25 protein-coding genes are annotated in these 25,643 nt (G+C 76.1%); 17 read left to right on the forward strand and 8 right to left on the reverse strand.

Going from position 1 to position 25,643, the window contains the following annotated elements; translation table 11 throughout:
* The 5 genes from ACI8AX_RS02120 (at position 1) to ACI8AX_RS02140 (ending at position 2,678) form a co-directional block, all read left to right on the forward strand.
* Positions 1–561: an alpha/beta fold hydrolase gene (locus ACI8AX_RS02120; protein ID WP_456548134.1), complete on the forward strand. Its 561-nt coding sequence runs from the start codon at positions 1–3 to the stop codon at positions 559–561.
* On the forward strand, positions 554–772 hold the full coding sequence (locus ACI8AX_RS02125; RefSeq protein WP_409331171.1) for a recombinase-like helix-turn-helix domain-containing protein: 219 nt from the start codon (positions 554–556) through the stop codon (positions 770–772). The genes ACI8AX_RS02120 and ACI8AX_RS02125 overlap by 8 nt, the downstream gene beginning before the upstream one ends.
* Before the next feature lies 1 nt (position 773).
* Complete coding sequence (locus ACI8AX_RS02130; RefSeq protein ID WP_456548135.1) at positions 774–1,871, forward strand: Rieske 2Fe-2S domain-containing protein; 1,098 nt, start codon at positions 774–776, stop codon at positions 1,869–1,871.
* Positions 1,872–1,974: 103 nt separating this feature from the next.
* Positions 1,975–2,286, forward strand: a complete 312-nt coding sequence (locus ACI8AX_RS02135) for a hypothetical protein (protein ID WP_456548136.1) — start codon at positions 1,975–1,977, stop codon at positions 2,284–2,286.
* Positions 2,283–2,678 carry a RidA family protein gene (locus tag ACI8AX_RS02140; RefSeq protein WP_456548137.1) on the forward strand — a complete coding sequence of 132 codons (396 nt, stop codon included), beginning with the start codon at positions 2,283–2,285 and terminating at the stop codon, positions 2,676–2,678. Before ACI8AX_RS02135 ends, ACI8AX_RS02140 begins: the two co-directional genes overlap by 4 nt.
* Positions 2,679–2,786: 108 nt before the next feature.
* Here ACI8AX_RS02140 and ACI8AX_RS02145 read toward each other — a convergent pair whose 3' ends face one another.
* The gene (locus ACI8AX_RS02145; RefSeq protein ID WP_456548138.1) at positions 2,787–3,353 is read right to left on the reverse strand and encodes a MarR family winged helix-turn-helix transcriptional regulator; all 567 of its coding nucleotides are present in this window, start codon (positions 3,351–3,353) and stop codon (positions 2,787–2,789) included.
* Between the two features lie 173 nt (positions 3,354–3,526).
* On the opposite strand from ACI8AX_RS02145, the gene ACI8AX_RS02150 reads away from it, so the two are divergent.
* Together ACI8AX_RS02150 and ACI8AX_RS02155 are read left to right on the forward strand one after the other, a co-directional pair.
* Positions 3,527–4,762, forward strand: a complete 1,236-nt coding sequence (locus ACI8AX_RS02150) for a benzoate/H(+) symporter BenE family transporter (RefSeq protein ID WP_456548139.1) — start codon at positions 3,527–3,529, stop codon at positions 4,760–4,762.
* Positions 4,763–4,908: 146 nt separating this feature from the next.
* On the forward strand, positions 4,909–6,096 hold the full coding sequence (locus tag ACI8AX_RS02155) for a glycosyltransferase (protein WP_456548140.1): 1,188 nt from the start codon (positions 4,909–4,911) through the stop codon (positions 6,094–6,096).
* A gap of 43 nt (positions 6,097–6,139) precedes the next feature.
* Here the strand turns inward: ACI8AX_RS02155 and ACI8AX_RS02160 are convergent, their stop codons facing one another.
* Positions 6,140–6,847 carry an alpha/beta hydrolase gene (locus ACI8AX_RS02160; protein WP_456548141.1) on the reverse strand — a complete coding sequence of 236 codons (708 nt, stop codon included), beginning with the start codon at positions 6,845–6,847 and terminating at the stop codon, positions 6,140–6,142.
* A 1-nt stretch (position 6,848) separates the two neighbouring features.
* Positions 6,849–7,865 carry an NADP-dependent oxidoreductase gene (locus tag ACI8AX_RS02165; RefSeq protein ID WP_456548142.1) on the reverse strand — a complete coding sequence of 339 codons (1,017 nt, stop codon included), beginning with the start codon at positions 7,863–7,865 and terminating at the stop codon, positions 6,849–6,851.
* A gap of 107 nt (positions 7,866–7,972) precedes the next feature.
* Between ACI8AX_RS02165 and msrA the strand changes: the two genes are divergently transcribed.
* From msrA to ACI8AX_RS02185, 4 genes are all read left to right on the forward strand, one after another.
* On the forward strand, positions 7,973–8,629 hold the full coding sequence (gene msrA / locus ACI8AX_RS02170; RefSeq protein WP_456548143.1) for a peptide-methionine (S)-S-oxide reductase MsrA: 657 nt from the start codon (positions 7,973–7,975) through the stop codon (positions 8,627–8,629).
* Between the two features lie 2 nt (positions 8,630–8,631).
* Positions 8,632–9,558 carry a haloalkane dehalogenase gene (locus tag ACI8AX_RS02175; RefSeq protein WP_456548144.1) on the forward strand — a complete coding sequence of 309 codons (927 nt, stop codon included), beginning with the start codon at positions 8,632–8,634 and terminating at the stop codon, positions 9,556–9,558.
* Positions 9,555–10,694 (forward strand): class I SAM-dependent methyltransferase, encoded by a 1,140-nt coding sequence (locus tag ACI8AX_RS02180; protein ID WP_456548145.1) that lies wholly within the window; start codon positions 9,555–9,557, stop codon positions 10,692–10,694. Before ACI8AX_RS02175 ends, ACI8AX_RS02180 begins: the two co-directional genes overlap by 4 nt.
* A gap of 163 nt (positions 10,695–10,857) precedes the next feature.
* Positions 10,858–12,441, forward strand: a complete 1,584-nt coding sequence (locus ACI8AX_RS02185) for a methyl-accepting chemotaxis protein (protein WP_456548146.1) — start codon at positions 10,858–10,860, stop codon at positions 12,439–12,441.
* A 19-nt stretch (positions 12,442–12,460) separates the two neighbouring features.
* On the opposite strand, the gene ACI8AX_RS02190 is transcribed toward ACI8AX_RS02185, so the two are convergent.
* Positions 12,461–12,679, reverse strand: a complete 219-nt coding sequence (locus tag ACI8AX_RS02190; protein ID WP_456548147.1) for a hypothetical protein — start codon at positions 12,677–12,679, stop codon at positions 12,461–12,463.
* 41 nt (positions 12,680–12,720) lie between these two features.
* The gene (locus ACI8AX_RS02195) at positions 12,721–13,215 is read right to left on the reverse strand and encodes a phosphoribosyltransferase (protein ID WP_456548148.1); all 495 of its coding nucleotides are present in this window, start codon (positions 13,213–13,215) and stop codon (positions 12,721–12,723) included.
* A 66-nt stretch (positions 13,216–13,281) separates the two neighbouring features.
* On the opposite strand from ACI8AX_RS02195, the gene ACI8AX_RS02200 reads away from it, so the two are divergent.
* Positions 13,282–13,743: a hypothetical protein gene (locus tag ACI8AX_RS02200; RefSeq protein ID WP_456548149.1), complete on the forward strand. Its 462-nt coding sequence runs from the start codon at positions 13,282–13,284 to the stop codon at positions 13,741–13,743.
* A gap of 7 nt (positions 13,744–13,750) precedes the next feature.
* Here the strand turns inward: ACI8AX_RS02200 and pucL are convergent, their stop codons facing one another.
* From pucL to uraD, 3 genes are all read right to left on the reverse strand, one after another.
* Entirely contained in the window at positions 13,751–14,653 is a 903-nt protein-coding gene (gene pucL / locus ACI8AX_RS02205) for a factor-independent urate hydroxylase (protein WP_456548150.1), read from the reverse strand.
* A 101-nt stretch (positions 14,654–14,754) separates the two neighbouring features.
* Positions 14,755–15,072, reverse strand: coding sequence for a hydroxyisourate hydrolase (gene uraH, locus ACI8AX_RS02210; protein ID WP_456548151.1), 318 nt, complete (start codon positions 15,070–15,072; stop codon positions 14,755–14,757).
* Positions 15,069–15,566, reverse strand: coding sequence for a 2-oxo-4-hydroxy-4-carboxy-5-ureidoimidazoline decarboxylase (gene uraD / locus ACI8AX_RS02215; RefSeq protein ID WP_456548152.1), 498 nt, complete (start codon positions 15,564–15,566; stop codon positions 15,069–15,071). Before uraD ends, uraH begins: the two co-directional genes overlap by 4 nt.
* A gap of 40 nt (positions 15,567–15,606) precedes the next feature.
* Here uraD and aceB point away from each other — a divergent pair, with 40 nt between their 5' ends.
* From aceB to ACI8AX_RS02240, 5 genes are all read left to right on the forward strand, one after another.
* Positions 15,607–17,178 (forward strand): malate synthase A, encoded by a 1,572-nt coding sequence (aceB, locus tag ACI8AX_RS02220; RefSeq protein WP_456548153.1) that lies wholly within the window; start codon positions 15,607–15,609, stop codon positions 17,176–17,178.
* A gap of 80 nt (positions 17,179–17,258) precedes the next feature.
* Positions 17,259–18,464 (forward strand): DUF6986 family protein, encoded by a 1,206-nt coding sequence (locus ACI8AX_RS02225; protein WP_456548154.1) that lies wholly within the window; start codon positions 17,259–17,261, stop codon positions 18,462–18,464.
* A 111-nt stretch (positions 18,465–18,575) separates the two neighbouring features.
* Positions 18,576–19,250 carry a DUF5701 family protein gene (locus ACI8AX_RS02230; protein WP_456548155.1) on the forward strand — a complete coding sequence of 225 codons (675 nt, stop codon included), beginning with the start codon at positions 18,576–18,578 and terminating at the stop codon, positions 19,248–19,250.
* A 60-nt stretch (positions 19,251–19,310) separates the two neighbouring features.
* Positions 19,311–24,434, forward strand: coding sequence for a SpoIIE family protein phosphatase (locus tag ACI8AX_RS02235; RefSeq protein ID WP_456548156.1), 5,124 nt, complete (start codon positions 19,311–19,313; stop codon positions 24,432–24,434).
* A gap of 175 nt (positions 24,435–24,609) precedes the next feature.
* Positions 24,610–25,614: an anti-sigma factor RsbA family regulatory protein gene (locus ACI8AX_RS02240; RefSeq protein ID WP_456548157.1), complete on the forward strand. Its 1,005-nt coding sequence runs from the start codon at positions 24,610–24,612 to the stop codon at positions 25,612–25,614.
* The last annotated feature ends 29 nt before the right edge of the window (positions 25,615–25,643 follow it).

Raw genomic sequence — 25,643 nt, forward strand, 5'->3', positions numbered from 1 at the left:
ATGACCGACGAACTGGCCGCCGGCGTCCTGTGCCTGCGCTCGGGCGGTGAGCCCGCCGACTGGTTCCTCGACCAGGTGCACGCGCTCGGCGCGGTCGAGTGGGGGCCCGAGGGGGACCCCGACGACGCGGCGTGGCTCGCCCAGGCCGGCGAGGCGATCGCCCGCGACGCCGCCGGCGGGCCGGTGCACGTGCTCGCCGCCGGGACGGCGGTGCCCCGGGCGCTGCTGCTGGCCGCCCGCCGCCCCGAGCTGGTGGTCAGCGTGCTGGCCGCCGACCCCGAGGTCGACGAGGCCGACCCGGCCTACTGGGAGCTGCTCCGCCAGGTGCAGACACCGACCCTCGTGGTGGTCGCCGCGCCGCGGCCGGACACCGACACCTCGCAGGCGCAGACGGTGGCCGGCGGCGTGACCAACGGCGTGATGGTGATCGTCGACGGCACCGCCGCCCCGGTGCACCGCAGCAACCCCCGCTCCTTCGCCGAGTGGGTCACCGCGTTCATGTCCATCGCCGAGGGGCTGTCGTCCCTCGTGCCCCAGGCCAGGGAGGAAGCGCATGCCTGAGCAGTACCTGGAAGAGCACCAGACGCACCCGCACCCCATCAGCCCGTACGAGCTGAAGCTCTCCGGCGCGATCATGGAGGTCTTCGGGCGCGGCGTGCACGACCTGCCCGGCCTGGTCGACGGCCTCAACGGCCTGGGCCTCAACGCCCCCGACGGGGGCCCCTGGACCGCCGACTCGCTCCGCGCCGAGATGCGCCGACTGGGAGACTGAGATGACCGACATCAGCACCAAGCCCGCCGCCCCGGCCCGCCCGCGGCCGGTGAAGACGCCCAAGGTGGTCGGCACCCGCCGCACCCTGTCGGCGGAGGAGATCGCCGCCACCGGCCTGCGCGACCGCTGGTACCCGATCCTGCCGTCGCGGTTCGTCGGCGCCGGCGAGATGAAGAAGGTCACCCGGCTGGGCGTCGACTGGCTGCTCTTCCGCAACGCGTCCGGCGTCGTCTCGATGCTCGAGGACCGCTGCCCGCACCGCAGCGCACCGCTGTCGGTGGGCCAGCACCTCGGCGACCGGGTGGCCTGCCGCTACCACGGCGTCCAGGTCGACGGCACCGGCACCGTGGTCAGCGTGCCCGGCATGCCCGGCTGCGCGCTGGAGGGCAAGAAGGCCACGGTCTCGCTGCCGGTCGTCGAGGCCGCCGACACGATCTTCGCGTTCGTGCCGCTGACCGAGGACTCGGTGCCCACCGAGTTCGTGCTGCCCGACCGGCTCAAGGACCCGGCCGTCTCCTGGTTCCCCAACTTCGCCGAGTGGGCCGGGCCGTGGCGGTTCTACATGGACAACGTGCTCGACCCGATGCACGGCGCCTTCCTGCACCGCGACTCGCACTCCATGTTCGGCGGGGACACCTCGGCCCGCTTCCGCATCCGGGAGACCGACCGCGGCTTCTTCTTCGAGAAGACCGACCAGCGCGGCGTGAACTTCGACTGGGTGGAGTTCTGCCGCGGCTCGATGGACTACGTCGACCTGGAGATCCCCTACGCCCAGAACGCCGGGCCCGGCGGGACGTTCGGCATCGTCGGCATGGCCACCCCGATCGACGAGCACAACTCGGCGATCTTCCACTGGCGCACCCGCAAGGTGGAGGGCTGGGAGCGCGAGGTGTGGCGGTTCCTCTACCGCACCCGCCTGGAGGCCAAGCACTGGCAGGTGCTCGAGCAGGACCGGATCGTGCTCGAGGCGCTGGCGTCCGACGCCGACGTCGACGAGCACCTCTACCAGCACGACCTCGGCGTCTCCCGGATCCGCCGGATGTACCGGGCCGACGCCCAGGCGCAGGCCGCGCAGCTGGTCGCCGCCGCGAATGCCTGATCAAGGACCCCCTGCCCCCCACCACTCGCAGGCTCGCGGCGGGCCCCTGCAGGGGGCCACGCCGGGGGCCCCGTCGACCGACGGGGCCCCCGGCGAGGAGACCATGCTGCTGACGGTCTTCCTGCGGCACGACCAGTCGCAGGACCTGGTGCAGCAGCGGGACAAGCTCGACGCGGTCGACTGGTGGAACGGGTTCCCGCCCGAGGGCTGCGAGGTCGTGTCCTGGGTGGTCGCGATGGGCGTGGGGCAGATCGTCACGCTGCGGCTGCCGCCCCGGCTGCTGCAGGCGGTGAACGTCGAGCTGGAGCGCCGCGCGTGGGGCGTCTTCCGGACCGACTTCTACCCCACCTACGACTTCCTGCAGACGCGCGAGCGCCTCGTCCGCGAGGCCAACGAGAGGACGGGACGGGCATGAGGGTCGGCGCGGAGAGCGTGCCGGAGCCGCCGCGGCCGGGGATGTTCAGCAACGCCCGGGTGCACGGCGACCACTTCTTCCTCTCCGGCATGCACGCCTCCGGGCCGGACGGGCCGGTCGGCGGGGACGACGCCTACCTGCAGGCGAAGGAGACCTTCCGCCGGGTGCGCGAGCTGACCGAGGCCTGCGGCGCGTCGGTCGACGACATCCTGGTGCTGCGCGTCTACCTCACCGACGTCGACGACAAGGTCGCCGTCGGCCGGGCCCGGTCGGAGGTCTTCTCCGGCGACTTCCCCTGCTCGACGCTGATCGGCGTCGCCGCGCTCGTCGACCCGGGCCTCAAGGTCGAGGTCGAGGCGCAGGGCATCAAGGGCGCCGCGTCCTCCTCCTGACCGCCGCCGCCCCTCGACGAGATCTGCACGCCCGTCGCCATCAGCGCCTGCTGGTGACGAGCGTGCAGATCTCGTCGCGTCCCGGGCCGGGTCGGCGCCCGGCGGGGGTCAGCGCTCGGCGGCGGCCGCCGCCTCGGTGAGGTCCAGGCCCGGGGTGGCCTCCTGCAGGCAGTCGAACAGCCGGCCGAGCAGCCGCGCGAGCTCGTCGCGCTCCTCGGTGCTCAGCCCCTCGAGCATCCGGGCCATGTTGTGGAAGTGCAGGTCGGCGGTGCGGTCCACCAGCTCCCGGCCGGCGTCGGTGAGCGAGACGTAGACCATGCGGTGGTCCTCCGGGTCGCGCTCGCGGCGCACCAGGCCGTCCTTCTCCAGCCGCTTCACCCGCAGGGTCAGCCCGCCGGTGGTCACCAGCGTCTGCCGGGCCAGCTCCCCGGCCGACAGCCGCTGCTCGGGGCCGGACCGGCGCAGCGCGGCGAGGACGTCGAACCCGGGCTCGGTCGCCCCCGCCTCGGCGAAGCGCTCGCCGATCGCGGAGCGGTACAGCAGGAAGCTGCGGTGCAGGCGGCCGAACACCTGCATCGCCGAGACGTCGAGGCCCGGGCGGACCCGTCCCCACTGGCCGATGATCTCGTCGACGGCGTCCCGCGGGCGGGTGCCGACGGCGTCGGTCGTGGTCATGGTCCTCCTCGTACGGGTAGTGCTGGTGTGTTCGCAGTAACATCTTGGCACTGAGAATCTTTCGCCGTTCTGTGATCCGGACCTCAATCGGGCCGGATGGCGCGTGCGCTCCGCGTCGACCCGGAGCCGTCCCCGGGCGAGGATGCGCGGGTGCCGGAGGGCGGGGGAGTGCGATGACCGAGGACGGCGTCCGGAGCGGGCTGGTCGAGCGGCCGGTGCGCCCGCTGCCCGGGCCCGGGCGGGTGCTGCGCGACACCGGTCCGCTCTACGCCGGCAACGCCCTCGTGGGGTTCGTGTTCGCCGCGACCGGGCCCGTGGCGGTCATCCTCGCCGTGGGGGAGCAGGGCGGTCTCACGCAGGCGCAGATCGCCAGCTGGGTCTTCGGCGCCTTCTTCCTCAACGGCCTCCTCACCGTGCTCGCCTGCTGGCTGTACCGGCAGCCGCTCGCCTTCTTCTGGACCATCCCGGGCACGGTGCTGGTCGGCCCGGCGCTGGGCCACCTCTCCTGGCCGGAGGTGATCGGTGCCTTCGTGGCCACCGGGCTGCTGATCGCCGCGCTCGGCCTGTCCGGGCTGGTCCGCCGGGTGATGGACGTCGTCCCGATGCCGATCGTCATGGCGATGGTCGCCGGGGTGTTCCTGCGCTTCGGCGTCGACCTGGTCCGCGCGCTGCAGGACGACGCCGGGATCGCCGGGCCCATGGTCGTGGTCTTCCTGGCGCTCAGCGCGCTGCCGGCGCTGGGCGCCCGGGTGCCGCCGGTCCTCGGCGCGCTGGTCGTCGGGGCGGTCGCCGTGGCGCTGTCCGGCCGGTTCGACCCCGGGCCGGCGGACGGCGTGCTCGCCGCGCCGGTCCTCACCGCGCCCGCGTGGTCGCCCCAGGCGTTGCTGGAGCTCGTCGTCCCGCTGGCGATCACCGTGCTCGTCGTCCAGAACGGGCAGGGCGTCGCCGTGCTGCGGGCCGCGCGGCACGACCCGCCGGTCACCGCGGTCACCGTCGCCTGCGGGTCGTGGTCGGTGCTGACGGCGGCCGTGGGCACCGTCTCGACCTGCCTGACCGGCCCGACCAACGCGCTGCTGGCCGCCTCCGGCGAGCGGTCCCGGCAGTACACGGCCGGCGTGCTCTGCGGCCTGCTGGCGATCGCCTTCGGGCTGTTCGCCCCCTTGTTCACCGGCCTCATGCTGGGCACCCCGGCCGCGTTCGTGGCCGCTCTCGGCGGGCTGGCCATGCTGCGGGTGCTGCAGACGTCGTTCGTCACGGCCTTCGGCGGCGCGCGGCCCTTCGGCGCCCTGGTCACCTTCGTGGTCACCGTCGCGGACGTGACCGTGCTGAACGTCGGCTCGGCGTTCTGGGGCCTGGTCGCCGGGCTCGCCGTCTCCTGGCTGCTCGAGCGCCCGGGCCGGCCGGGGTGACGGCGGGGCCGGGTGGCGCCGCTGGGACGCAGGGGACACGCGGCCGCGACGACGGGTGCCCGCCCCGTCCACGGGGCATGACACCCTCGGAGGGAAGTCGCCGGTCCGCCGCCGGTGCAGCAGACCGATCCCTGGAGACGCCGAGCGTGGACACGACCGTCGTGGTGCCGACGTTCAACGAGCGCGGCAACGTCGCGGAGCTGGTCCGCCGGCTGGACGAGGCGCTCCGGGGCCGCGACGCCGAGATCCTCTTCGTCGACGACTCCAACGACGACACCGCCGACGTCGTCCGCCGTGTCGCGGGCAGCAGCACGCTGCCGGTGCGGCTGCTGCACCGCGAGCCCGGCGCCCGCGACGGCGGCCTGGCCGGCGCGGTGGCCGCCGGCATCGCCGCGGCGCGCGGCGAGTACGTCGTCGTCATGGACGGCGACCTGCAGCACCCGCCGGAGCTCGTGCCGCTGCTGCGCGACACCGCCGCCGGCGAGGCCGTCGACATGGTCGTGGCCAGCCGCTACGTCGGCGCCGGGGACTCCTCGGGGCTGTCGTCCTCGTGGCGCCGCGCCGTCTCCAGCAGCTCGACGCTGCTGGCCCGGTCCTGCTTCCCGCGCCGCGTCGGGCGGGTCTGCACCGACCCGATGACCGGCTTCTTCTGCGTGCGGCGCGAGGCCGTCCAGCTCGACCGGCTCCGCCCGCGGGGCTTCAAGATCCTGCTCGAGATCCTGGCCCGGCACGACCTGTCCGTCGCCGAGGTGCCCTTCGCCTTCGGCGAGCGCAACGACGGCGAGAGCAAGGCGTCGTGGCGCAACGGCGCGCAGTTCCTCTGGCAGATGGCCGCGCTGCGGATGGGCCGGATGTCGCGCTTCGCGGCCGTCGGCGCGCTGGGCACCATCGTGAACCTGCTGCTCATGTGGCTGCTGCTGCGCGAGACCAGCCTGCACTACATGCCCGCGGCGGTCGTCGCCACCGAGGTCGCGATCCTGCACAACTTCGTGCTGCAGGAGCGGTTCGTCTTCAACGACCTCAAGGACAACCGCCACCGCTGGTGGACCCGGCTGCTGCACTCGGTGCTCTACAACAACGTCGACACCCTGGCGCGGCTCCCCGCGCTGGCGTTCCTGGTCGAGGTCCTGGCGTTCCCGTCGGTGCTCGCGCAGGGGATCACCCTGGCCGTGGCCTTCCTGGCCCGCTTCCTGTTCGTCTCCACCGTCGTCTACCGGCCGAAGCGGACGCCGGCCGAGGCGCTCGGCGAGCAGCAGCGCGAGGTCGACGTCATGGAGATCGCGCCCCTGCAGGGTGTCTCCGCGACCGACGACGAGCGGCCCGCCCAGCCCTGAGCGGAGTCGCTCGAGTGCGGGAACCGCACTCGAGCGACTCCACCTAGCGGGGGCGGCGGGCGTCCAGGGGGACGGCGAGGTCGGCGGGGTCGTGCAGGGCGGCGGCCAGGTCCGGGCGCCAGTCAGCGAACCCCGCCCCGGCGAGGACGACGTCGCGCACCAACGCGTGCCACAGCCCCGACCGGCGCACCATCGAGTGCCCGCCGGCCACGGTGAACCGGGCGATCCGCGCCCCGGCCCGCTGCGCCCGCACCGCGAAGTCGGCCGAGAGGCGGGCCGGCACCCACCGGTCGCCGCGGCCGTGCAGCAGGACGGCGGTCCGCCCCCGCAGGTGGGCCACCGGCTCGCCCGGCGGCGTCCACGGGGCCAGCGCGCAGACCGCCGCGACGCCGGGCTCGCCGCCGGCCCGCAGCACCGCCCGGCCGCCCATCGAGTGGCCGACGAGCACGACCGGGACGTCGTCCCCGTGCTCGTCCCGGATCCGCGCCAGCGCCCACCGGACGTCGGCGAACGCGTCCGCGGCGACCCCGTTCCACCCCGCCACCCGGTAGCGCAGCAGGTAGGTGTCCAGCCCCCGCGGGCCCACGCTGCGGCGGACGAACTCCTCGATCGTCCGCATCCGCAGCAGCGACAGCGCCCGCTCCCGCGGCGGCTGCACGCTCTCCACGGTGCCGCCGTGGCAGAACAGGGCGACGGCGCGGGCCGGCACCGGCGCCCCGACGTGCTCCAGCGCGGGGACGGCGGCGGTCACGTCAGTCCGGGTCGGGGGCGAGCCGGACGACCATCTTCCCGGTGTTGCCCCCGCGCAGGAGGTCGAGGAAGGCGTCGACCGCCCGGTCCAGCCCCTCGTGCACCGTCTCCCGGGCGACCAGCTCGCCCGACCGCAGCCAGCCCGCGATCGCCTCGGTGGCCTCCGCCCGCAGGTCGCCGTGGTCGCTGACCAGGAAGCCCCGCAGGGTCAGCCGCTTGCTCACCATCAGGCTCATGTTCCGCGGTCCCGGCGGCGGCTCGGTGGCGTTGTAGCCGGAGATCGAGCCGCACAGCGCCGCCCGGCCGTGCACCCGCAGCGAGCCGATCGCGGCCTCCAGGTGGTCCCCGCCGACGTTGTCGAAGTAGACGCTGATCCCGTCGGGTGCCGCCGTCCGCAGCTGCCGGGACACCGGCCCGTCGTGGTAGTCGAACGCGGCGGTGAAGCCCAGCTCGCCGGTGAGCCAGGCCACCTTCTCCGGGCTGCCGGCGCTGCCCACGACCGAGCCCGCGCCGCGCAGCCGCGCGAACTGCCCCACGAGGCTGCCCACCGCGCCCGCCGCGCCGGAGACGAAGACGTCGTCCCCGGCCTCGAACGCGGCCACCCGGAACAGCCCGGCGTAGGCCGTCAGCCCCGGCATGCCGAGGACGCCGAGGTGGTGGGTCGGCGAGACGCCCTCCAGCACCGGCAGCACCCGCACCTCCCGGGCGGGCAGGACGGCGACGTCGCGCCAGCCGGCGTCGGTGAGCACGAGCGCCCCGACCGGGACGCCGTCGGCCCGCGACTCGACGACCCGGCCGACCGCGCCGCCCTTCATCACCTCGCCGACCTCCCAGGGCGCGGCGTACGAGGGCTCCGGCCGCATCCGCCCGCGCATGTAGGGGTCGACCGACATCGCGACCATCCGGACGACGACCTGGCCCTCCGCCGGGTCGGGGTGCTCGACCTCGACGAGCCGGAAGTCCTCCGGGGTCGGCTCGCCGTGCGGGGTGGCGGCGAGGTGCCACTCTCGGGCGGACACGGGCACGGCGGACCTCCGGGGAGCGGGGCGGGGGAGTCGCCGTCGATCCTGCAACGGCCGCGCCCGCGGCGCCGTCCGGGGTGGCGCGACGGTCCTACGCTGGGGGTATGTCGTTGTTCTCGCGGTACAAGACCGAGCCCGTGGCGCGCGAGGACGCGCTGCCCGGCCGCCCCGACCCCCTCCCCTTCGTGCCCGAGTTCCACGCGGTCAACGGCAACCGCATCCGGCCGCCGTTCCCCGAGGGCATGCAGACCGCCGTCTTCGGCGCCGGCTGCTTCTGGGGCGTCGAGAAGGTGTTCTGGCAGCTGCCCGGCGTCTACTCCACCGCCGCCGGCTACGCGGGCGGGTACACGCCCAACCCGACCTACGAGGAGGTGTGCTCGGCGCGCACCGGGCACACCGAGGTCGTGCTGGTCGTCTTCGACCCGGCCGTGACCAGCTACGAGCAGCTGCTCAAGGCGTTCTGGGAGGACCACGACCCCACCCAGGGCATGCGCCAGGGCAACGACGTGGGCACCCAGTACCGCTCGGCGATCTACTACGCGTCGCCGGAGCAGGAGGCCGCCGCGCGCGCCACCCGCGACGCCTACCAGGAGCGGCTGCGCGCCGCGGGCTATGGCGAGATCACCACCGAGATCGCCCCGCTCGGCGAGTTCTTCTACGCCGAGGACTACCACCAGCAGTACCTGCACAAGGTCCCGAACGGCTACTGCCCGGTGCACTCGACCGGCGTCTCCTGCCCGGTCGGCCTGCCCGGCGTCTAGCCGTGGAGGTCCTGCGCACGCCCGAGGAGCGCTTCGCCGCCGTCCCCGACTTCCCGTACCCGGTCGGTCACGTCACCTTCGGCGGCGGGCCGACGGTCGGCGGCGAGGCGCTGCGGATGGCGTTCGTCGAGGCCGGACCGCCCGACGGCGAGGTCGTCGTCCTGCTGCACGGCGAGCCGTCGTGGTCCTTCCTCTGGCGCCGCGTCATCCCGGTGCTCGTGGACGCCGGCCTGCGCGTGGTCGCGCCGGACCTCATCGGGTTCGGCCGGTCGGACAAGCCCGACGACCCGGCCGCGTACACCTACGCCGCCCACGTCGAGTGGGTCCGCCAGGCGCTGTTCGAGGGGCTCGGGCTGACCGACGTCACGCTGGTCGCCCAGGACTGGGGCGGCCTGATCGGGCTGCGCCTGGTCGGCGAGCACCCCGACCGGTTCGCCCGGGTCGTGGTGTCCAACACCGGCCTCCCCACCGGCGACTCCCCGATGAGCGAGGCGTTCCTCGCCTGGCAGCGGTTCGCCGCCACGGCGGAGCGGTTCGAGGTGGGGCGCATCGTCCAGAACGGCACGGTCACCGCCCTCCCCGCCGAGGTGGTCGCCGCCTACGACGCGCCCTTCCCCGACGACCGCCACACCGCCGGCGCGCGGGTCTTCCCGGCGCTGGTGCCCACGAGCCCCGACGACCCGGCCGCCGCGGCGAACCGGGCGGCGTGGGAGGTGCTCGCCCGCTGGGACCAGCCGTTCCTCACCGCGTTCTCCGACTCCGACCCGATCACCGGCGGCGGCGACGCGGTGTTCCAGCGGCTGGTCCCGGGCGCCCGGGTGCGGCCGCACGTGACCCTCGCCGGGGGCGGTCACTTCCTGCAGGAGGACGTCGGGCCGCAGCTGGGGCGCGTGGTCGCCGACCTCGTCGCCGCGACGCCCCGGCGGTGAGCCCCGCCCCCGACGGCGCCGACCTGTTCGCGCGGCTGCGGCGGGAGCCGGACGTCGAGGCACCGGAACTCGTCGCCGTCGACGCCACCGACCGGCTGCTCCTCGACGAGGCCGCGCCGCTGCTCGCGGCGGCACGGCCCGGTGAGGTCGTGGTCGTCGACGACTCCCACGGCGCCCTCACCCTGGGCGCCGTCGCCCTGCACGGGGCCCGGGAGGTCCGGGTGCACCAGGACCTGCTGGTCGGCGAGCTCGCGCTCGCCGCCAACGCCGCGCGGACCGGCCTGGCCGGCACGTACCGGTCGCTCCCCCTGGACGGCGACCTGTTCGCCGGCGCACGCGTCGTGCTCGCCAAGGCCCCGAAGGCCCTCGACGCGCTGCGCGAGCTGACCGAGCTGGCCGCCGCCCGTGCCGCGGACGACGTCACCCTCCTCGTCGGCGGCCGGGTCAAGCACATGACCCACGCGATGAACGACGTCCTGCGCACCGGGTTCACCGACGTCTCCGCCACGCTGGCGCGGCAGAAGTCCCGGCTGCTCGTCGCGCGCCGGCCGCGGCGGGACGTCGCGCCGTCGTTCCCCCGCTGCCGGCGGGACGACGCCACGGGCCTCACCGTGTGCGCCCACGGCGCCGCGTTCGCCGGCACGCGGGTGGACGACGGCACCCGCGCCCTCCTGCGCGCGCTGCCCCCGGCGGCCCCGGACGCCCGCACGGCGCTGGACCTCGGCTGCGGCACGGGCGTGCTCGCGGTGGCGCTGGCCGCGGCCCGGCCGGGGCTGACGGTGCTCGCCACCGACCAGTCCGCGGCCGCGGTGGCGTCCGCGCGGGCGACGGCGGAGGCCAACGGGGCGGCCGGCCGGATCCGGGTCACCCGGGACGACGCCGCCGCGGACGTCCCGGCCGGGAGCGTGGACCTCGTCGTCTGCAACCCGCCGTTCCACCTGGGGACCGCGGTCGTGACGGCAGCGGCCGACCGGCTGTTCGCCGCTGCGGCCCGCGTGCTGCGGCCCGGCGGGGAGCTGTGGACCGTCTACAACAACCGCCTCCCGCACCGCGCCGCGCTGCGCCGGCTGGTCGGCCCGACCCGCGTCGCCGCGGCCGGCCGGCAGTTCACCGTGACGGTCTCGACGCGTGGGTGACCGGGCAGGTGGCTCCGTCCGGGCCGGCTACCGGAACGAGAAAGTCCGGTGGTCCTGCAGGATTCTCGGACTTTCGGAACGAGGCCGCTCGGGCTGCCGCCGATAGACCCGCCACGGTGGTCGTGACCGCGATCACCGACCACAGGCCTCTCGGAGCCCTTCCATGGCGCGCTACTGGTCCGACCGTCCCCTCGGCGTGAAGCTGGCCGCCCTGGTCGCCGCGGGCGCCGGAGCCCTCGCCGTCTTCGCGGCGGTCACCCTGCAGGCCCTGGCCGGCACCGGCGAGACCGCGGACGAGCTGCTCGCCAGCGCCGAGGCGGGCGAGGACATGCTGCTCGCCGACATGATGCACGACGCCGTCCGCGGCGACGTGCTCCAGGCGCTGGTGAGCGCCGGGCAGGGTGCCCTGTACGCCGAGGCCGTCGCCGACCTGGCCGAGCACGAGGACGTGTTCCGCGGGGTCCTCGCCGAGGTGCGCGAGGACGACCTGAGCCCCGCCGTGATCGCCGCGCTCGACGCGGTCACCCCCGCCGTCGAGGGCTACCTCGCGTCGGCGGCCGACATCGTGGCCCTCGCCGGCCGCGACCTGGCCGCCGCGCAGGCCGCCTACCCGCAGTTCGCGGACGCGTTCGGGACGCTCGAGGACGAGCTGCCCACCCTCGGCGCCGAGGTCACCGCCTTCGCGACCGCGGCCGCCGACCGCTCGGCGGACCAGCGCTCGACGGCGGTCACGATCGCCGTGGTGGTCGCGGTGGCCGGCGTCGTCGTCCTCGCGCTGCTGGGCTGGGTGGTCACGCGCTCGGTCGTCGGCCCGCTGCGCCGGGTGGGCGCGCTGGTGGCCGGGCTGGCCGAGGGGGACCTCCGCGGCAGCGCCGGCGTCACGAGCCGCGACGAGGTCGGCCGGATGGCGACCGCGCTGGAGGCCTCCATGGCCAGCATGCGGGCGGTGGTGACCGCCATCGGCGACAGCTCCACCACGCTGGCCTCGGCCACCGAGGAGCTGTCGGCCTCGGCCCAGGACCTCGGCCGGCTGGCCGTGGAGTCCTCCGCGCAGTCGGAGGTCGTGGCCGGCGCGGCCGGGCAGGTGTCGGTCAACGTGCAGACCGTGGCGGCCGGGTCCGAGCAGATGGGCGCCTCGATCCGGGAGATCGCGCAGAACGCCGCCGAGGTGGCGCGGGTCGCCGGCCAGGCCGTGGAGGCCGCCGACCGGACCACCGCGGTGGTCGCCGAGCTCGGCCGGTCGTCGGTGGAGATCGCCGACGTGGTCAAGGTGATCACCGGGATCGCCGAGCAGACCAACCTGCTGGCCCTCAACGCCACCATCGAGGCGGCGCGGGCCGGCGAGGCGGGCAAGGGCTTCGCCGTCGTCGCCAACGAGGTCAAGGAGCTGGCCCAGGAGACGGCCAAGGCCACGCAGGACATCACCGCCCGGGTGGCCGCGATCCAGGGCGACACCGAGGGCGCCGTGGTGGCCATCCGCGAGATCGCCTCGGTCATCGGGGTCATCAACGACGCCCAGGGCACCATCGCCGCGGCGGTCGAGGAGCAGACCGCGACGACCACCGAGATGAACCGCAACGTCGGCGAGGCCGCCGTCTCGGCCGGCCGGATCGCCGAGAACATCACCGCGGTCGCCGACGCCAGCGGCGCCACCACCCGCGCCATGGCCGACGCGCGCACGGCGATCGACGAGGTCGCCCGGATGGCCGGCTCGCTGCAGGCCTCGGTGGCCCACTTCCGGTACTAGCCGGCCCCCGGCCGAGGCCCTAGGCCGCGAGGAGGGTGAGGAGGACGGCGGCGCAGGCCGACAGCACGGCGAGGAAGGCGTAGACGACCAGGATCGTCCGGACGGTGCGGACGTCGGCGGCCACCCGCCGCAGCGTCTGCTGGTTCTGCTCGGCCACGTACAGCATCCGCTGCCGCCAGGCCTCCTCCGGGTCGGTGGCGGCGGAGGGCGGGCGCGGGGAGGGCGTCGGGGTGCTCACGCCGCGGCTGTGTAGCACCGCGCGGCGCCTGCGGGAACGGGCTAGTGCGCGGGCCGGGTGGAGCGCGAGCGCACCGGCGGCTGGGACGACCACGGGAAGTCGATCCACCGGTCGGTGTGCCGCCAGACGTAGTCGCAGCGCACCACCGACCGGGGCTTCTCGTAGACCACCGCCGTCCGCACCTCGGCCACGTACCCGGTGCAGAAGTCGCGCACCAGCTCGAGGGTCTTGCCGGTGTCGGCGACGTCGTCGGCGACCAGCACGTTGGCCCCGGTGATGTCGACCTGGTCGAGGGTCGGCGGGAGGACGACGGGCAGGTCCAGCCGCTCGTCGACGCCGGTGTAGAACTCCACGTTCATCACGAAGAGGTTCTTCACGTCCAGCGCGTACCCCAGCGCCCCGCCGAGGAAGAGCCCGCCGCGGGCGATCGCCAGGATCAGGTCCGGCTCGAAGCCGTCGGCGGCGACCTGCTCGGCGAGCTCGCGGCTGGCGGTCCCGAACAGCTCGTAGGTCAGCGTCTCCCGCTCGGCGGTCACGGGCGCCGATCGTGCCAGGGGCCGGTGGCTCTGGGCAGGGCGAGTCCGGCCGGGCAGGGTGTGGGGATGGCCATACCCCTCCTCCTCCGCCGGGTGCTGCCCTGGCTGGCCGGCGCCGTCGTCCTGCAGGCCGGCGGCGTGCTGACCGGCCGGGTGCTGGCACGGCACAGGGACGAGGGGGACGACACCACCGCGGGCATCCGCCGGTTCCGCCTCATGGGCGGGACCGAGCTGCGCCCGCGCTCCCCGGAGCTCTCCCGGGTGCGGCTGGACCTGGTCATGGCGGGCGCGGAGCTGGACCTGGGCGGGGTGCCCCGCGTGCCCGGCGGTGTGGACCTGACCGTCCGCGCCTGGATGTCCGGCGCCGAGGTGCGGGTGCCCGCCGGCTGGCGGGTGTGGGTGCACAGCTCGGGACCGGGCCGGGTGGACCTCGACCCGCGGGTCCAGGGCACCGACGACGAGCGCGGCGCCGACCTGCGGGTGCACGCCACCGTCGTCGCCGCGGGCGTCGCGCTCGAGCCGGCCTGACCGGGGCTCAGCAGAACCCGGGCGTGCCGAGCCAGGCGACGTCGGCCGGCGGCGCCTCGTCGCGCACCACCGAGCCCTCGATCAGGCCGTACGGGCGGTCGTCGGCGTGGTAGACGACCGGCCGCTCGCCGGGGACGTTGTCCAGCCCGAACGCCGAGAGGTCCTGCAGGAAGTGGTGCTTGTTGGGCATCGACATCCGCACCTCCGCCACCTCCGGGAAGCGCTCGAGCACCGCCTCGCCCATCGCGTAGAGCGTCTGCTGCAGCGCCAGGGAGTAGGTGGCGGCGAAGGTCTCCAGCAGCGTCGTGCGCACGCCGGTGGACACGTCGTCCCACGCCAGGTCGGTGCCGGTGTACCGCCAGCGGGCGGTGACCGCGGTGGCCAGGACGCGGTCGGTCGTCTCGGCCAGCGTCGTGTACCGGTCGCGGGGGAAGCCCCGGAACTCGCTGCCCGTCGTCTTGAGGACGACGAGGTCGGCCAGCCCGGCGAGCACGTGCGTCTCGTCGCCGTCCACCGTGACGACCGCCGTCCGCACCTCCCCGCCGGGGCGCCGGAAGGCGTGGTCGTGCGGGGCCCCGCCCACCGGGATGCGCTCCCACCCGTACGACTCCACCGCCACGCGCGCGCCGCTGATCCACGGGTAGGCGCCGGCGAGGTGGCGGGCCAGCCGCAGCGCGAAGGCCTCGGGGGAGCCCACCCCCTCGCGGGCGAAGGCGAACACGGTGTTCTTCTGCGCGTCGGTGCTGAGCACGTGGGCGTTGTCGCCGGCGGTGTGCGCGGCCGTGAAGTCCCCGCGCAGCGTGGTGGTGACGTTGAGGTCGACGATCTCGTGCCGCGGTGAGCTGCGGTCGACCGCGACGACGCGGACCTCCGCCTTGCCGTACTGGTTCGCCCCGAGCCGGATCGCCATGGCTGCACCCTCTCCCGGCGCTGTTGCGCCCGTGTTGCACAGGAAGGACCCTCCTGCTCCCACCGCTCGCGGGCTCGCGGCGGGCCCCTGCAGGGGGACCGTCAGCTGCCGCGGTAGGTCGAGTACGCGTAGGGGGACAGCAGCAGCGGCACGTGGTGGTGGGCGGCCGGGTCGGCGACGGTGAAGGTCAGCGTCACCTCCGGCCAGAAGGCGGGCGCGCCGCGCTCGGCGAACCACGCGCCGGTGGCGAAGACGAGCCGGTGCGGGCCGAGGGCGGTCGCCTCCTCGGTCAGCCGGCAGCGGCCGTCGGCGTCGGTGACCCCCTGCGTGAGCAGGTCGTCGCCGACGAACAACCGGACGGCGACCCCGGCGGCCGGCCGCCCGGCCACCGCGTCGAGCACGTGCGTCGAGACGCTCATGCCACCAGCCCCCGCACCCGCAGCTCGGTGATCTGCGCCAGCTGCTCGGTCACCTCGGCGCGCTCGGCGTCCTCGTCGGCCGACAGCCGCCGCCGCAGTTCCGCGAGCATCTCCTCCGGCGACCGCCCGGCCGCCCGGATGAGGAACACGTGCCCGAAGCGCTCCTCGTAGTCCCGGTTGCCCTGCACGATCGCCGCCCGGACCTCGTCGTCCGCCCCGCCCATCGCCGCCTGCTCGCGGCGGGAGGACTCGGCCTCGGCCGACGAGCCTGGCACCCGGTCGCCGATCCGCGGGTGGGCGGCCAGCGCCATCGACACCTCGTCCCACGACAGCCCGCGGGCGACCTCGCCGGCGCGCCGGACGAGCGTCTCCACGTCGGGGTAGGGCCGGCCGGCGGCGACCTCGGCGGCGAAGCGCGCGGCGGCGTTACAGGCCCGCAACGACTCCACGGCACGGTCGGCGGGCCCGGAGTTGAACTCGTCGAGGCTGGCCACGGTGAGAGGATGCCAGCCCCACAGCACTGAGGAGGCCCTGATGACCGACGTGCGCGTGGTCGGACCGGACGTCGACCGGGCCGGGGAGGTGCTCACCCCCGAGGCGCTGGCCTTCGTCGGCGACCTGCAGAGCCGCTTCGGCACCCAGCGCGACGCGCTGCTGGCCGCCCGCGCCGTCCGCCGGGCCGAGATCGCCGCGGCGGGCACCATCGACTTCCGCCCGGGGACGGCGGAGGTCCGGGACGGCGACTGGCGGGTGCCGCCCCCGCCGCCGGGGCTGGTCGACCGCCGGGTGGAGATCACCGGCCCCACCGAGCCGAAGATGGCCGTCAACGCCCTCAACTGCGGCGCCGACGTGTGGCTGGCCGACCTCGAGGACGCCAACACCCCGCACTGGCGCAACGTCGTCGGCGGGCAGGTGGTGCTGCGCGACGCCGTCCGCCGGACGCTGGCCTCCACCAGCCCCGACGGCCGGGAGTACCGCCTGCGGGAGGACGGCGACCTGCCGACGATCGTGCCCCGCCCCCGTGGCTGGCACCTGCCCGAGCGCCACCTGCTGGTCGACGGCGAGCCGGCCGTGGGCGCGCTCGTCGACGCCGGGCTGTACCTGTTCCACAACGCCCGCGAGCAGCTCGACCGCGGCAGCGGCCCGTATCTGTACCTGCCCAAGATGGAGGGCCGTCTCGAGGCCGCGCTGTGGGCGCTGGTGTTCGACCACGCCGAGCAGGTGCTGGACCTCCCGGCGGGTTCGATCCGCGCCACGATGCTGATCGAGACCATCCCGGCGGCCTTCGAGATGGAGGAGATGCTGCACGCGCTCGGCAGCCACGCCACCGGTCTCAACGCCGGCCGCTGGGACTACCTGTTCAGCGTGATCAAGACCTTCCGCGACGCCGGTCCGCGCTTCGTGCTCCCCGACCGCGGCGCGGTGACCATGACCGCGCCGATGATGCGGGCGTACACCGACCAGCTGGTCGCCGTCTGCCACCGGCGCGGGGCGATGGCGATCGGCGGGATGGCCGCGGCGATCCCCAGCCGGCGCGACGCCGAGGTCAACGAGCGGGCGTTCGCCAAGGTCCGGGAGGACAAGACGCGGGAGGCCGGCGACGGCTTCGACGGCTCCTGGGTCGCCCACCCCGACCTCGTGCCGCTGTGCCGGGAGGCCTTCGACGCCGTCCTCGGCGACCGGCCCAACCAGCTGGACCGGCAGCGGCCGGAGGTGTCGGTGACGTCGGCGCAGCTGCTCGACGTGGCGGGCGTCCCCGGCGGGCGCACCACGGCCGGGCTGCGGTCGAACGTCGAGGTCGCGATCCGCTACCTGGCGGCCTGGCTGGGCGGCAACGGCGCCGTCGGCATCCACGGCCTGATGGAGGACGCCGCCACCGCCGAGATCAGCCGCTCGCAGGTGTGGCAGTGGGTGCACAACGGCGTCGAGCTCGACGACGGGGAGACCGTCACCGCGGAGCTGGTGCGCCGGGTGGTCGCCGAGGAGGTGGCCGGCATGGGCGAGCTGCCCCACCTGGCCGAGGCGCGGGAGCTGTTCGAGCGGGTGGCCCTCGCCGACGAGTTCCCCGACTTCCTGACGCTGCCGGCCTACGAGCTGGTCGACTGAGGGAGGACCCCGGTGCCCCCCACCACTCGCAGGCTCGCGGCGGGCCCCCGCACCGCGGCCGGGCAGATCGGAGCTGCGCCATGAGCCTGGACGAGACCGTCTACGCGGAGCTCGACCGGCGGCTCACCCCGACCGACGCGCTCCGGCTGGCCCGGTACCCCGGCGACTGGCCGGAGCGCCAGCCGGTGCACACCTGCTACGTCCCGGCCGACGCCGTCGTCCCCGGGCTGGCGGGCGAGTGGGGCGCGGCGGCCCTGGCGGCGCTCGACGAGCACGGGCTGCCCGACCTCGGCCTGGACGCGGGCCTGGTCGAGCAGGTGCTGCCCCGCGTGCGGGCCAAGCTGGCGGCCGAGCCGGTCGAGGACCTGCGGGTCGACGCCGAGGACGGCTACCGGGGCCCGCCGGACCGGGAGGACGACGACGTGCAGCGCGCGGCCGCGGCCGTGGCGGCCGACCGCGCGGCCGGCGTCGCCCCGCCCTCGGTCGGGATCCGCGCGAAGTCCCTGGAGGCGCCGACCCGGCGGCGCGGCGTCCGCACCCTCGACCTCTTCCTCGGGGCGCTCGGGCCCGGCCGCGCCGTCGTCACGCTCCCGAAGGTCACCGACGTCGAGCAGGTGCGGGCCTTCCTGCCGGTCCTCGACGCGCTGCAGGCCGCGCACGGCGCGACGCTGGACCTGGAGCTGCAGATCGAGACCCCGCAGGCGGTGGTCGCCGCCGACGGGACCGTGGCGCTGGCCCGCATGGTGCACGTCGCCGGGCCCCGCTTGATCGGCCTGCACTACGGCACCTACGACTACAGCGCCTCGCTCGGCATCGCCGCCGAGCACCAGGCCTCCGACCACCCCGCGGCCGACTTCGCCAAGCAGCTGGTGCAGGTGGCGGTCGCGGGCACCGGCGCCCACCCGGTGGACGGCTCGACCAACGTGCTGCCGGTCGGGGCCACCGCCGACGTGCACGCCGCCTGGCGGCTGCACGCCCGGCTGGTGCGGCGGGCCCTGGAGCGCGGCTTCTACCAGGGCTGGGACCTGCACCCGGCCCAGCTGGTCACCCGGTACACCGCCACCTACGCCTTCTTCCGGGCCGCGCTGCCGGCGGCCGCCGCCCGGCTCGCCGCCTACCTGGACCGGGTGGACGGCGGGGTGCTCGACGAGCCCGCCACCGCCCGCGCCCTGGCCGGGGTGGTGCTGCGCGGGCTGGACTGCGGGGCGCTGGACGAGGCGGAGGTCGCCGCCGCCACGGGACGCCCGGTCGCCGAGCTCGCCGCCGTCGGGGGCCGCCGGGCCTGAGCCGGCCGTGACGCGAGGGGCCGGTGTGCGGCAGACTCCTCGGCCGCAGGGGGACGCGCCGGCCGGGGGAGCGCAGGGCCGGCGCCCAGTCACCGAGGACGAGGAGAGCCCGTGTCCGCGCTGCCCGCACTCCCCGCACTGCCGGCCGCCGCCGCCGCCGAGCTGGAGTTCGACCGCCAGGTGCACGCGCTGGTCGCCACCGGCCTGCCGGCGATGCTGGGCCTGGCGGAGGAGTGCTTCCGGGCCTGCTGCGAGCCGCTGCGGGACGTGCTGCCCACCGGGACGCCGCCGGCCGCCGACCGGGTGCCCTTCGTGGTGGTCGTGCCCGACGTCCCGGTGCTCGACGTGCTGGCCACGGTGCAGACCGCCGGCGGCGGCGGGTTCAGCACGATGAGCGCCGAGGACGTCGCCCGGTTCGCGCCGCTGCCCGAGCTCGGCGTGCCCCCGGTGCCCTACCTGCTGCTCGACGTCGACACCGGCCCGGACACCCTCGCCGTCCCGCCGCGGGACGTCGCGCCCCGGCTCGCCGGGGCCGGCCGCACCCCGCTGACCGTCGCGGAGGGCCTGGCGGTGCTCGTCTCCGACCCCGGGGTGCTGCGCTCCCGCGGCTGCTTCTCCCTGCTCGGCTCGCGGGCCGGCGACGAGCGGGTGCCCGCGCTGTGGGTCAGCGGCCGCCGGCCGCGGCTGGGCTGGTGCTACCAGGGGGCACCACACGCGTGGCTGGGCACCGCCTCGTGCGCGGCGCGCGCCACCGGCGGGCCGGCCGCGGCCGAGCCCGCCGGGTGACCCGGGGGCGCTCGGGCGAGGGGGACCCGTGCGTCCTACCATCCGGAGGGTGATGCCCCGGTGACGGACGACGCCCTGGGCGCGAGCCTCTTCGCCGGCGGTGGGGACGTCGGCGCGGCGATGGCGGAGCGGGACTGGTCGCAGACCCCGCTCGGTGCGCCGGAGACCTGGCCGGCCGCGCTGCGCAACACCGTCCGGATCCTGCTCACCTCGCGCTTCGCCATGTGGGCCGGCTGGGGCCCGGACCTCGCCTTCCTCTACAACGACGCCTACCGGCACGACACGCTGCAGGCCAAGCACCCCTGGGCGCTGGGCCGTCCGGCCCGCGAGGTGTGGGCCGAGATCTGGCGGGACATCGGACCGCGTGTCCGGTCGGTGCTCGAGACCGGCGTGGCCACGTGGGACGAGGACCTGCTGCTGTTCCTGGAGCGCAGCGGGTACCCGGAGGAGACCTACCACACGTTCTCCTACAGCCCGCTGGACGACGACGCCGGGCGGACCGCCGGCATGCTCTGCGTCGTCACCGAGACCACCGAGCGGGTCATCGGCGACCGGCGCATGGCCACGCTGCGCGACCTCTCGGCGGCCCTGGCGTCCACCCGCACCCGCCGCGAGGTCCTCGACGCCGTGGGCGAGCAGCTGGTGCGCAACCCGGCCGACCTGCCGTTCAGCGCGGTCTACCTCTACGACGACGACGACACGGCCCGCCTCGCGGTGGCCGCCGGCATCGACACCGACGGCGGGATCCTGCCGGCGGTGCTCACGCCCGGCGACTCCCGCCGCGCCGTGCAGTCCCCGCTGCGGGTCGGCCGGCCGGTGCACGTCGAGGGCCTGCGCGCCCGCTTCCCCGACCTGCCCTCCGGGGCCTGGGAGCAGGCCCCGGACCGGGCCGTCGTCCTCCCGCTCACCGCGTCCGGGCAGGGGCCGGAGGACCTGGCCGGCTTCCTCGTGGTCGGGCTCAACCCGCACCGCCCGCACGACGAGGCCTACAGCGGCTTCCTGGACCTGGTCGCCCAGCAGGTCTCCGGCGCCCTGCTGAACGCCGACAGCTACGAGGCCGAGCGGGAGCGTGCCGAGGCGCTGGCCGAGCTCGACCGCGCGAAGACCGACTTCTTCAGCAACGTCAGCCACGAGTTCCGCACCCCGCTCACGCTGATCATGGGCCCGGTGGCGGAGCTGCGGGGAGCGCCCGAGCTGCCGGAGTCCCGGGTGCGCGAGGAGCTCGAGGTCATCGAGCGCAACGCCCTGCGGCTGGGCAAGCTGGTCAACACCCTGCTCGACTTCTCCCGGCTGCAGGCCGGGCGCATCGAGGCCCGGTTCGAGCCGGTCGACCTCGCCGCCACCACCGCCGAGCTGGCCAGCGTCTTCCGCTCGGCCGTGGCGCGGGCCGGCCTCTCCTACGACGTCGTGTGCGCCCCGCTGCCCGAGCCGGTCCACGTCGACCGGGACATGTGGGAGAAGGTCGTCCTCAACCTGCTGTCCAACGCCCTGAAGTACACGTTCGAGGGCGGCATCACCGTGCGGCTGGAGCCGGGACCCGAGGGCGCCGTCCTCACGGTCGCCGACACCGGCACCGGCATCCCCGCCGCCGAGCTGCCCCGCCTGTTCGAGCGCTTCACGCGGGTCGCCGGCGCCCGGTCGCGCTCGGGCGAGGGCAGCGGCATCGGCCTCGCGATGGTGCGCGAGCTCGTCGGCCTGCACGGCGGCACGGTCGCGGCCGACAGCGCCGTCGGCGTCGGGACGACGTTCACCGTCACCGTCCCCTACGGCACGGCGCACCTGCCGGCCGACCAGCTGGCCCCGGCCACGCCCGACGCCCCGGCGGTCAGCCGGGCCGCCGCGCCGTTCCTCAGCGAGGCGCTGCGCTGGCTGCCCGCGGCCGACCCCGCGGAGGCCCCCGCCGGGCCGGGCGACGAGCCCGGCGCAGCGGACGGTCCGGCGACGCCGGCCGGGCGCGTCCTGGTCGCCGACGACAACGCCGACATGCGCGACTACCTGGTGCGGCTGCTGACGCCGCGCTACACCGTGACCGCGGTCGCCGACGGGCAGGAGGCGCTGGAGGCCGCCCGCGCCGCCCCGCCGGACCTGCTCGTGAGCGACGTGATGATGCCGCGGCTGGACGGCATGCAGCTGCTGGCCGAGCTGCGGGCCGACCCGCGCACGTCCCGGGTCCCGGTGCTGCTGCTCTCGGCCCGCGCCGGCGAGGAGGCCGCGGTCGAGGGCCTGGCCGCCGGCGCCGACGACTACCTCGTCAAGCCCTTCGCCGCCCAGGAGCTGCTCGCCCGCGTCGGCGCGCACGTGCACCTGGGGCGCGCCCGCCGGGAGGCCGAGGAGCGCTTCACCGCCATCGCCGACCTGGCCCCGGCGCTCATCTGGGTCTCCGACCGCGAGGGCCGCCGGGTGCTGGTCAACGCCGGGTGGACCGCCTTCACCGGCCGGGACGCCGGCGCCGAGCTGGACGAGGGCTGGCGTGACGGCGTCCACCCCGACGACCGGGAGCGACTGGCGCGCGTCGTCGCCGAGGCCACCGGCGACGATCGGGGCTGGGAGGTGGAGTTCCGGCTGCGCCGCGCCGACGGCACCTACGCCTGGCTGCTGGAGCGCGCCGTGCCGATCGGCGCCGGCCTCGGCTCCGCCGGGCACGTCGGGGTCTGCACCGACATCAGCGCCCGGCACCGGGAGACCGAGCGGCAGGCGCTGCTCGCGGCGGCCGGTGCGGTGCTGGACCGGGAGCGCACGGTCGACGGCCAGCTCTCGGCGCTGTGCCGGCTGCTGGTCGACCGCCGGGTCGCCGACATCTGCACCGCCCGCGTGGTCGACGGCGACGGGCAGCTCCGCTTCGCCGGCATCGCCGGCCTGGACCGCGCGGCGGAGGCCGCCGTCGCGACGCTCAGCCCGCAGAGCGGCTTCGGGCCGGACGTCGTCCGCAGCGGGCGCAGCGTCCTCACCGGCCAGCTGCCGTGGCCACCGGAGGGCCGGCCGGAGCTGGCGTCGACGCTGGCCGTCGGGTCGGGCATGGCCGTGCCGCTGTCGGTCGGCGGCCGGGTGCTGGCCGTGCTCGGGCTGGCGCGGCGGGCGGAGACCCAGCCCCTCGGCGAGGACGACCGGCTGCTGGTCGAGGAGGTGGCCGCCCGGGCCGCGCTGGCGGTGGACAACGTCCTGCTGCTGGCCGGGGAACGGGCGACCGCCCGGCGGCTGGCCGTGCTCCAGCAGGTGACCGCGGAGGTCTCGGCGGCCACCACGCCCGAGGAGGTCGCCGACGTCGCCGCCCGGGCCCTGGCCGGGCTGACCCCCGACGGCGGGCGGGCCGGGGTCTACGAGCTCGATGCCGCGCGCCGCTCGCTGGACGCGCTGGCCATGAGCGGCCGCGACCCCCGCGAGGCCGCCGAGCGGCGGGCGTGGGCCTCGGTCCCGCTGACCGCACCCATCGCGCTGACCGCAGCCGTGCGCACCGGCCGCCCGGTGTGGGTGGAAGGCGTGGACGTGGTGACGGCGGACCGTCCGGGCCTGCCGTCGGCGCTCGCCGAGAGCCTCGCGACGAACCCGCTGGGCGCCGCCGCGGCGCTGCCGCTGGCCGTCGGCGGGCGGGTGATCGGCGTGCTCGGCATGGCGTTCGGCCGGCCGCACCACTTCCCCGACGACGAGCGCACGCTGCTGCTGGCCGTGGCCGAGCAGATCGCGCTGGGCCTGGACCGGGCCCGCCTCTACCGGGCCGAGCTGGACATCGCCACGACCCTTCAGCGCAGCCTGCTGCCCGCCGAGCTCCCCCGGCTCCCCGGGCTGGCGCTGGCTGCCGAGTACCTCCCCGGCGCGATCGGCAGCTCGGCCGGCGGGGACTGGTACGACGTCGTCGAGCTCGACGACGGCGTGGTGGCGATCGCCGTCGGCGACGTCGTGGGCCAGGGGCCGGCCGCCGCCGCGGTCATGGGGCAGCTGCGCAGCGCGCTGTCCGCCGCGCTGCTGCAGGGGTGCCCGCCGGCCGCCGCGCTCGAGCTGCTCGACCGGTTCGCCGCCCGGCTGCCCGGCGCCCTGGCCTCCAGCGCCGCGTGCCTGGTCGTCGACCGCGCGGCCGGGCGGGTCCGCTGGTCCCGCGCCGGGCACCCGCCGGCGCTGCTGGTCACCGGCGAGGGTGCCGCCCTGCTCGACGGCGCCGGCGCCGGCCCCGTGCTGGGCGTGCCCGGGCGGGGCCGGTACACCGAGGGCTCGGCGGAGGTCGCCCCGGGGACGACGCTGCTGCTCTACACCGACGGGCTCGTCGAGCGCCGCGGCGAGACCCTGGACGCCGGCCTGGGCCGGATCGCCGACGCCGCCCGGCGGCACGCGGCTGCCGCCCCGGAGCGGCTGGTCCGCCACCTGCTCGGCGACGTGCTGGGTGACAGCGACCAGCCCGACGACGTGGCCGTGATCGCCATCCGGGTCCTCCCGCCCCCGCTCACCGAGCGGCTGCCCGCGGATCCCGCGCGGCTGGCCCGGGTGCGCCGCACCGTGACCGCCTGGACCGCGGCCGCCGGGCTGGACCCCGAGGCCGTCGACGACCTGCAGCTGGCGCTGGGGGAGGCGCTGGCCAACGCGGTCGAGCACGCCTACCCCGGACCCGGCCACGCCGGGGAGTGCGAGTACTCGCTCGAGGGCGAGCCCGACGGCTCGGTCCTCGTGCGGGTGCGCGACAACGGCACCTGGCGCCCGGCCCCCGCGGACAAGGGCTTCCGCGGGCGGGGCATCGAGCTCATCGGCGCGCTGTCCACCGACGTCTCGATCGGCCCGGCCGAGGGCGGCGGCACCGAGGTCCGCTTCCGCGTGGCGCCGCCGGCGCCGGGAGGTGACGCCGCCACCGCGCCGGCCGCCCCCGACGCGGCGCCGGCGGAGGACGAGGCGGCGCTGACGGTGCGGCCCGGCCCGCACGGTCCCCTGCTGGAGCTGTCCGGGGAGCTGGACCTCCTCGCGGTGGGCCGGCTGGGACCGGAGCTGCTCGCCGCGGTGTCCCGGCCGTCGGTGGAGGCGGTGCTGGACCTGCGGCCGGTGAGCTACCTGGCCAGCGCCGGGGTCGGCCTGCTGCTCGAGGTCGCGGCCGCCGCTCGTGCGGCCGGTGGGCGGGCGCGGGTCCGGGTGACGGCGGGCAGCGCGCCGGAGCGGGTCCTGCGGCTGTCCGGCCTGCCGGCCGACCTGCTGGTGGACAGCGACTGACCGTTCCGGGCCGCGCGTCCTCCCTCGGACGGGTGGGGCGCGCGGGCGAGCCGGTTTCGGCACACACCCGTCCGGGCAGTCCGCTGCCGGACCTGGTGGCGCATCCACGGGTCCGGTGGCGCACAATGCTCTCCGGTCGGCCGGTCGATCCGGCCCTGCAGGTGTCGAGGAACGGGTGAACGCAACGGCTGAGGACGACGCGGCCTCCACCGCGCCGTCGGTGCGCGGGTGGGCCGCCGCCGCGGCCGGCCACGGGCACGCCGTCTGCATCTACGACGACCCGGCCTCCCTGCTCGCCGCTGCGGCTCCCTTCCTGCAGGCGGGCCTGGACGCCGGGGACCTGGTCTGCATGGCGGTGCTGCCGCAGGTCGCGGAACTGGTCTGCGACGCGCTGGGCGAGCGGTCGGGCTCCGTGGAGTCCGACACCCGCCTGAGCCTGCTGGGCGCCCGGGGCCCCGATGCCTTCATCGCCACGCGCCGGGCGATGCAGCGGGCGCAGGCGACCGGCAACGGCCGCATCCGGGTGCTGGGCGAGCCGGGCCTGGGCCACAGCCCCGTCTCGCCCCGGGAGGCGATCCGCTTCGAGGCGGCGGCGAACACCGTCCTCGCCGGTGCGCCGGCCTCGGTCCTGTGCGTCTACGACCGGACGGCCATCGACGAGGACGTGGCGGCGCACGTCCGTGCCGCGCACCCGCAGCTGGCCGTCGGCGACGACCTGCGCGACAACCCCGAGTTCCGGGAGCCGGCGGCGCTGGTCCGGTCGCTGCCGGTGCCCCGCGAGCCGGCCGAGGACGGTGTGCCGGTGCTGGCCGTCGACGGTGCCACCGTCCTCGCCGAGCTGCGAGGCCGCCTCCGGGCCGCGCTCGCCGGGGTGGTCGCCGACGACGACCTCCGGGAGGACCTGGTGCTCGGGGTGAGCGAGGTCGCCGCCAACGCCTTCCGGCACGGCCGTGCGCCCGTGTCGGCACGGCTGTGGAACGACGGCCGCCGCCTGGTCTGCTCGATCACCGACTCCGGCCGCGGCTACGACGACCCCCTGGCCGGCTACCAACCGGCCCACGGTGAGGACCTGGCCCACGGCGGGATGGGCCTGTGGCTGGCGCGCAAGCTGTGGGACTCCGTCGAACTGCTCAACGACGGTCGGGGGCTGACCGTCCGGCTGGCCACGTCGCTGTCCTGAGCGGCGGCTTGACCCGGGGGTCCCTCACT

The sequence above is a fragment of the Blastococcus sp. SYSU D00813 genome (assembly GCF_054050735.1).

What these genes read in the sequence shown, in the direction of transcription:
- ACI8AX_RS02120 (WP_456548134.1), top strand. Translation starts at nt 1, where the DNA reads ATGACCGACGAACTGGCCGCCGGCGTCCTGTGCCTGCGCTCGGGCGGT.
- ACI8AX_RS02125 (WP_409331171.1), top strand. Translation starts at nt 554, where the DNA reads ATGCCTGAGCAGTACCTGGAAGAGCACCAGACGCACCCGCACCCCATC.
- ACI8AX_RS02130 (WP_456548135.1), top strand. Translation starts at nt 774, where the DNA reads ATGACCGACATCAGCACCAAGCCCGCCGCCCCGGCCCGCCCGCGGCCG.
- ACI8AX_RS02135 (WP_456548136.1), top strand. Translation starts at nt 1,975, where the DNA reads ATGCTGCTGACGGTCTTCCTGCGGCACGACCAGTCGCAGGACCTGGTG.
- ACI8AX_RS02140 (WP_456548137.1), top strand. Translation starts at nt 2,283, where the DNA reads ATGAGGGTCGGCGCGGAGAGCGTGCCGGAGCCGCCGCGGCCGGGGATG.
- ACI8AX_RS02145 (WP_456548138.1), bottom strand. Translation starts at nt 3,353, where the DNA reads ATGACCACGACCGACGCCGTCGGCACCCGCCCGCGGGACGCCGTCGAC.
- ACI8AX_RS02150 (WP_456548139.1), top strand. Translation starts at nt 3,527, where the DNA reads ATGACCGAGGACGGCGTCCGGAGCGGGCTGGTCGAGCGGCCGGTGCGC.
- msrA (WP_456548143.1), top strand. Translation starts at nt 7,973, where the DNA reads ATGTCGTTGTTCTCGCGGTACAAGACCGAGCCCGTGGCGCGCGAGGAC.
- ACI8AX_RS02185 (WP_456548146.1), top strand. Translation starts at nt 10,858, where the DNA reads ATGGCGCGCTACTGGTCCGACCGTCCCCTCGGCGTGAAGCTGGCCGCC.
- ACI8AX_RS02200 (WP_456548149.1), top strand. Translation starts at nt 13,282, where the DNA reads ATGGCCATACCCCTCCTCCTCCGCCGGGTGCTGCCCTGGCTGGCCGGC.
- pucL (WP_456548150.1), bottom strand. Translation starts at nt 14,653, where the DNA reads ATGGCGATCCGGCTCGGGGCGAACCAGTACGGCAAGGCGGAGGTCCGC.
- uraH (WP_456548151.1), bottom strand. Translation starts at nt 15,072, where the DNA reads ATGAGCGTCTCGACGCACGTGCTCGACGCGGTGGCCGGGCGGCCGGCC.
- aceB (WP_456548153.1), top strand. Translation starts at nt 15,607, where the DNA reads ATGACCGACGTGCGCGTGGTCGGACCGGACGTCGACCGGGCCGGGGAG.
- ACI8AX_RS02225 (WP_456548154.1), top strand. Translation starts at nt 17,259, where the DNA reads ATGAGCCTGGACGAGACCGTCTACGCGGAGCTCGACCGGCGGCTCACC.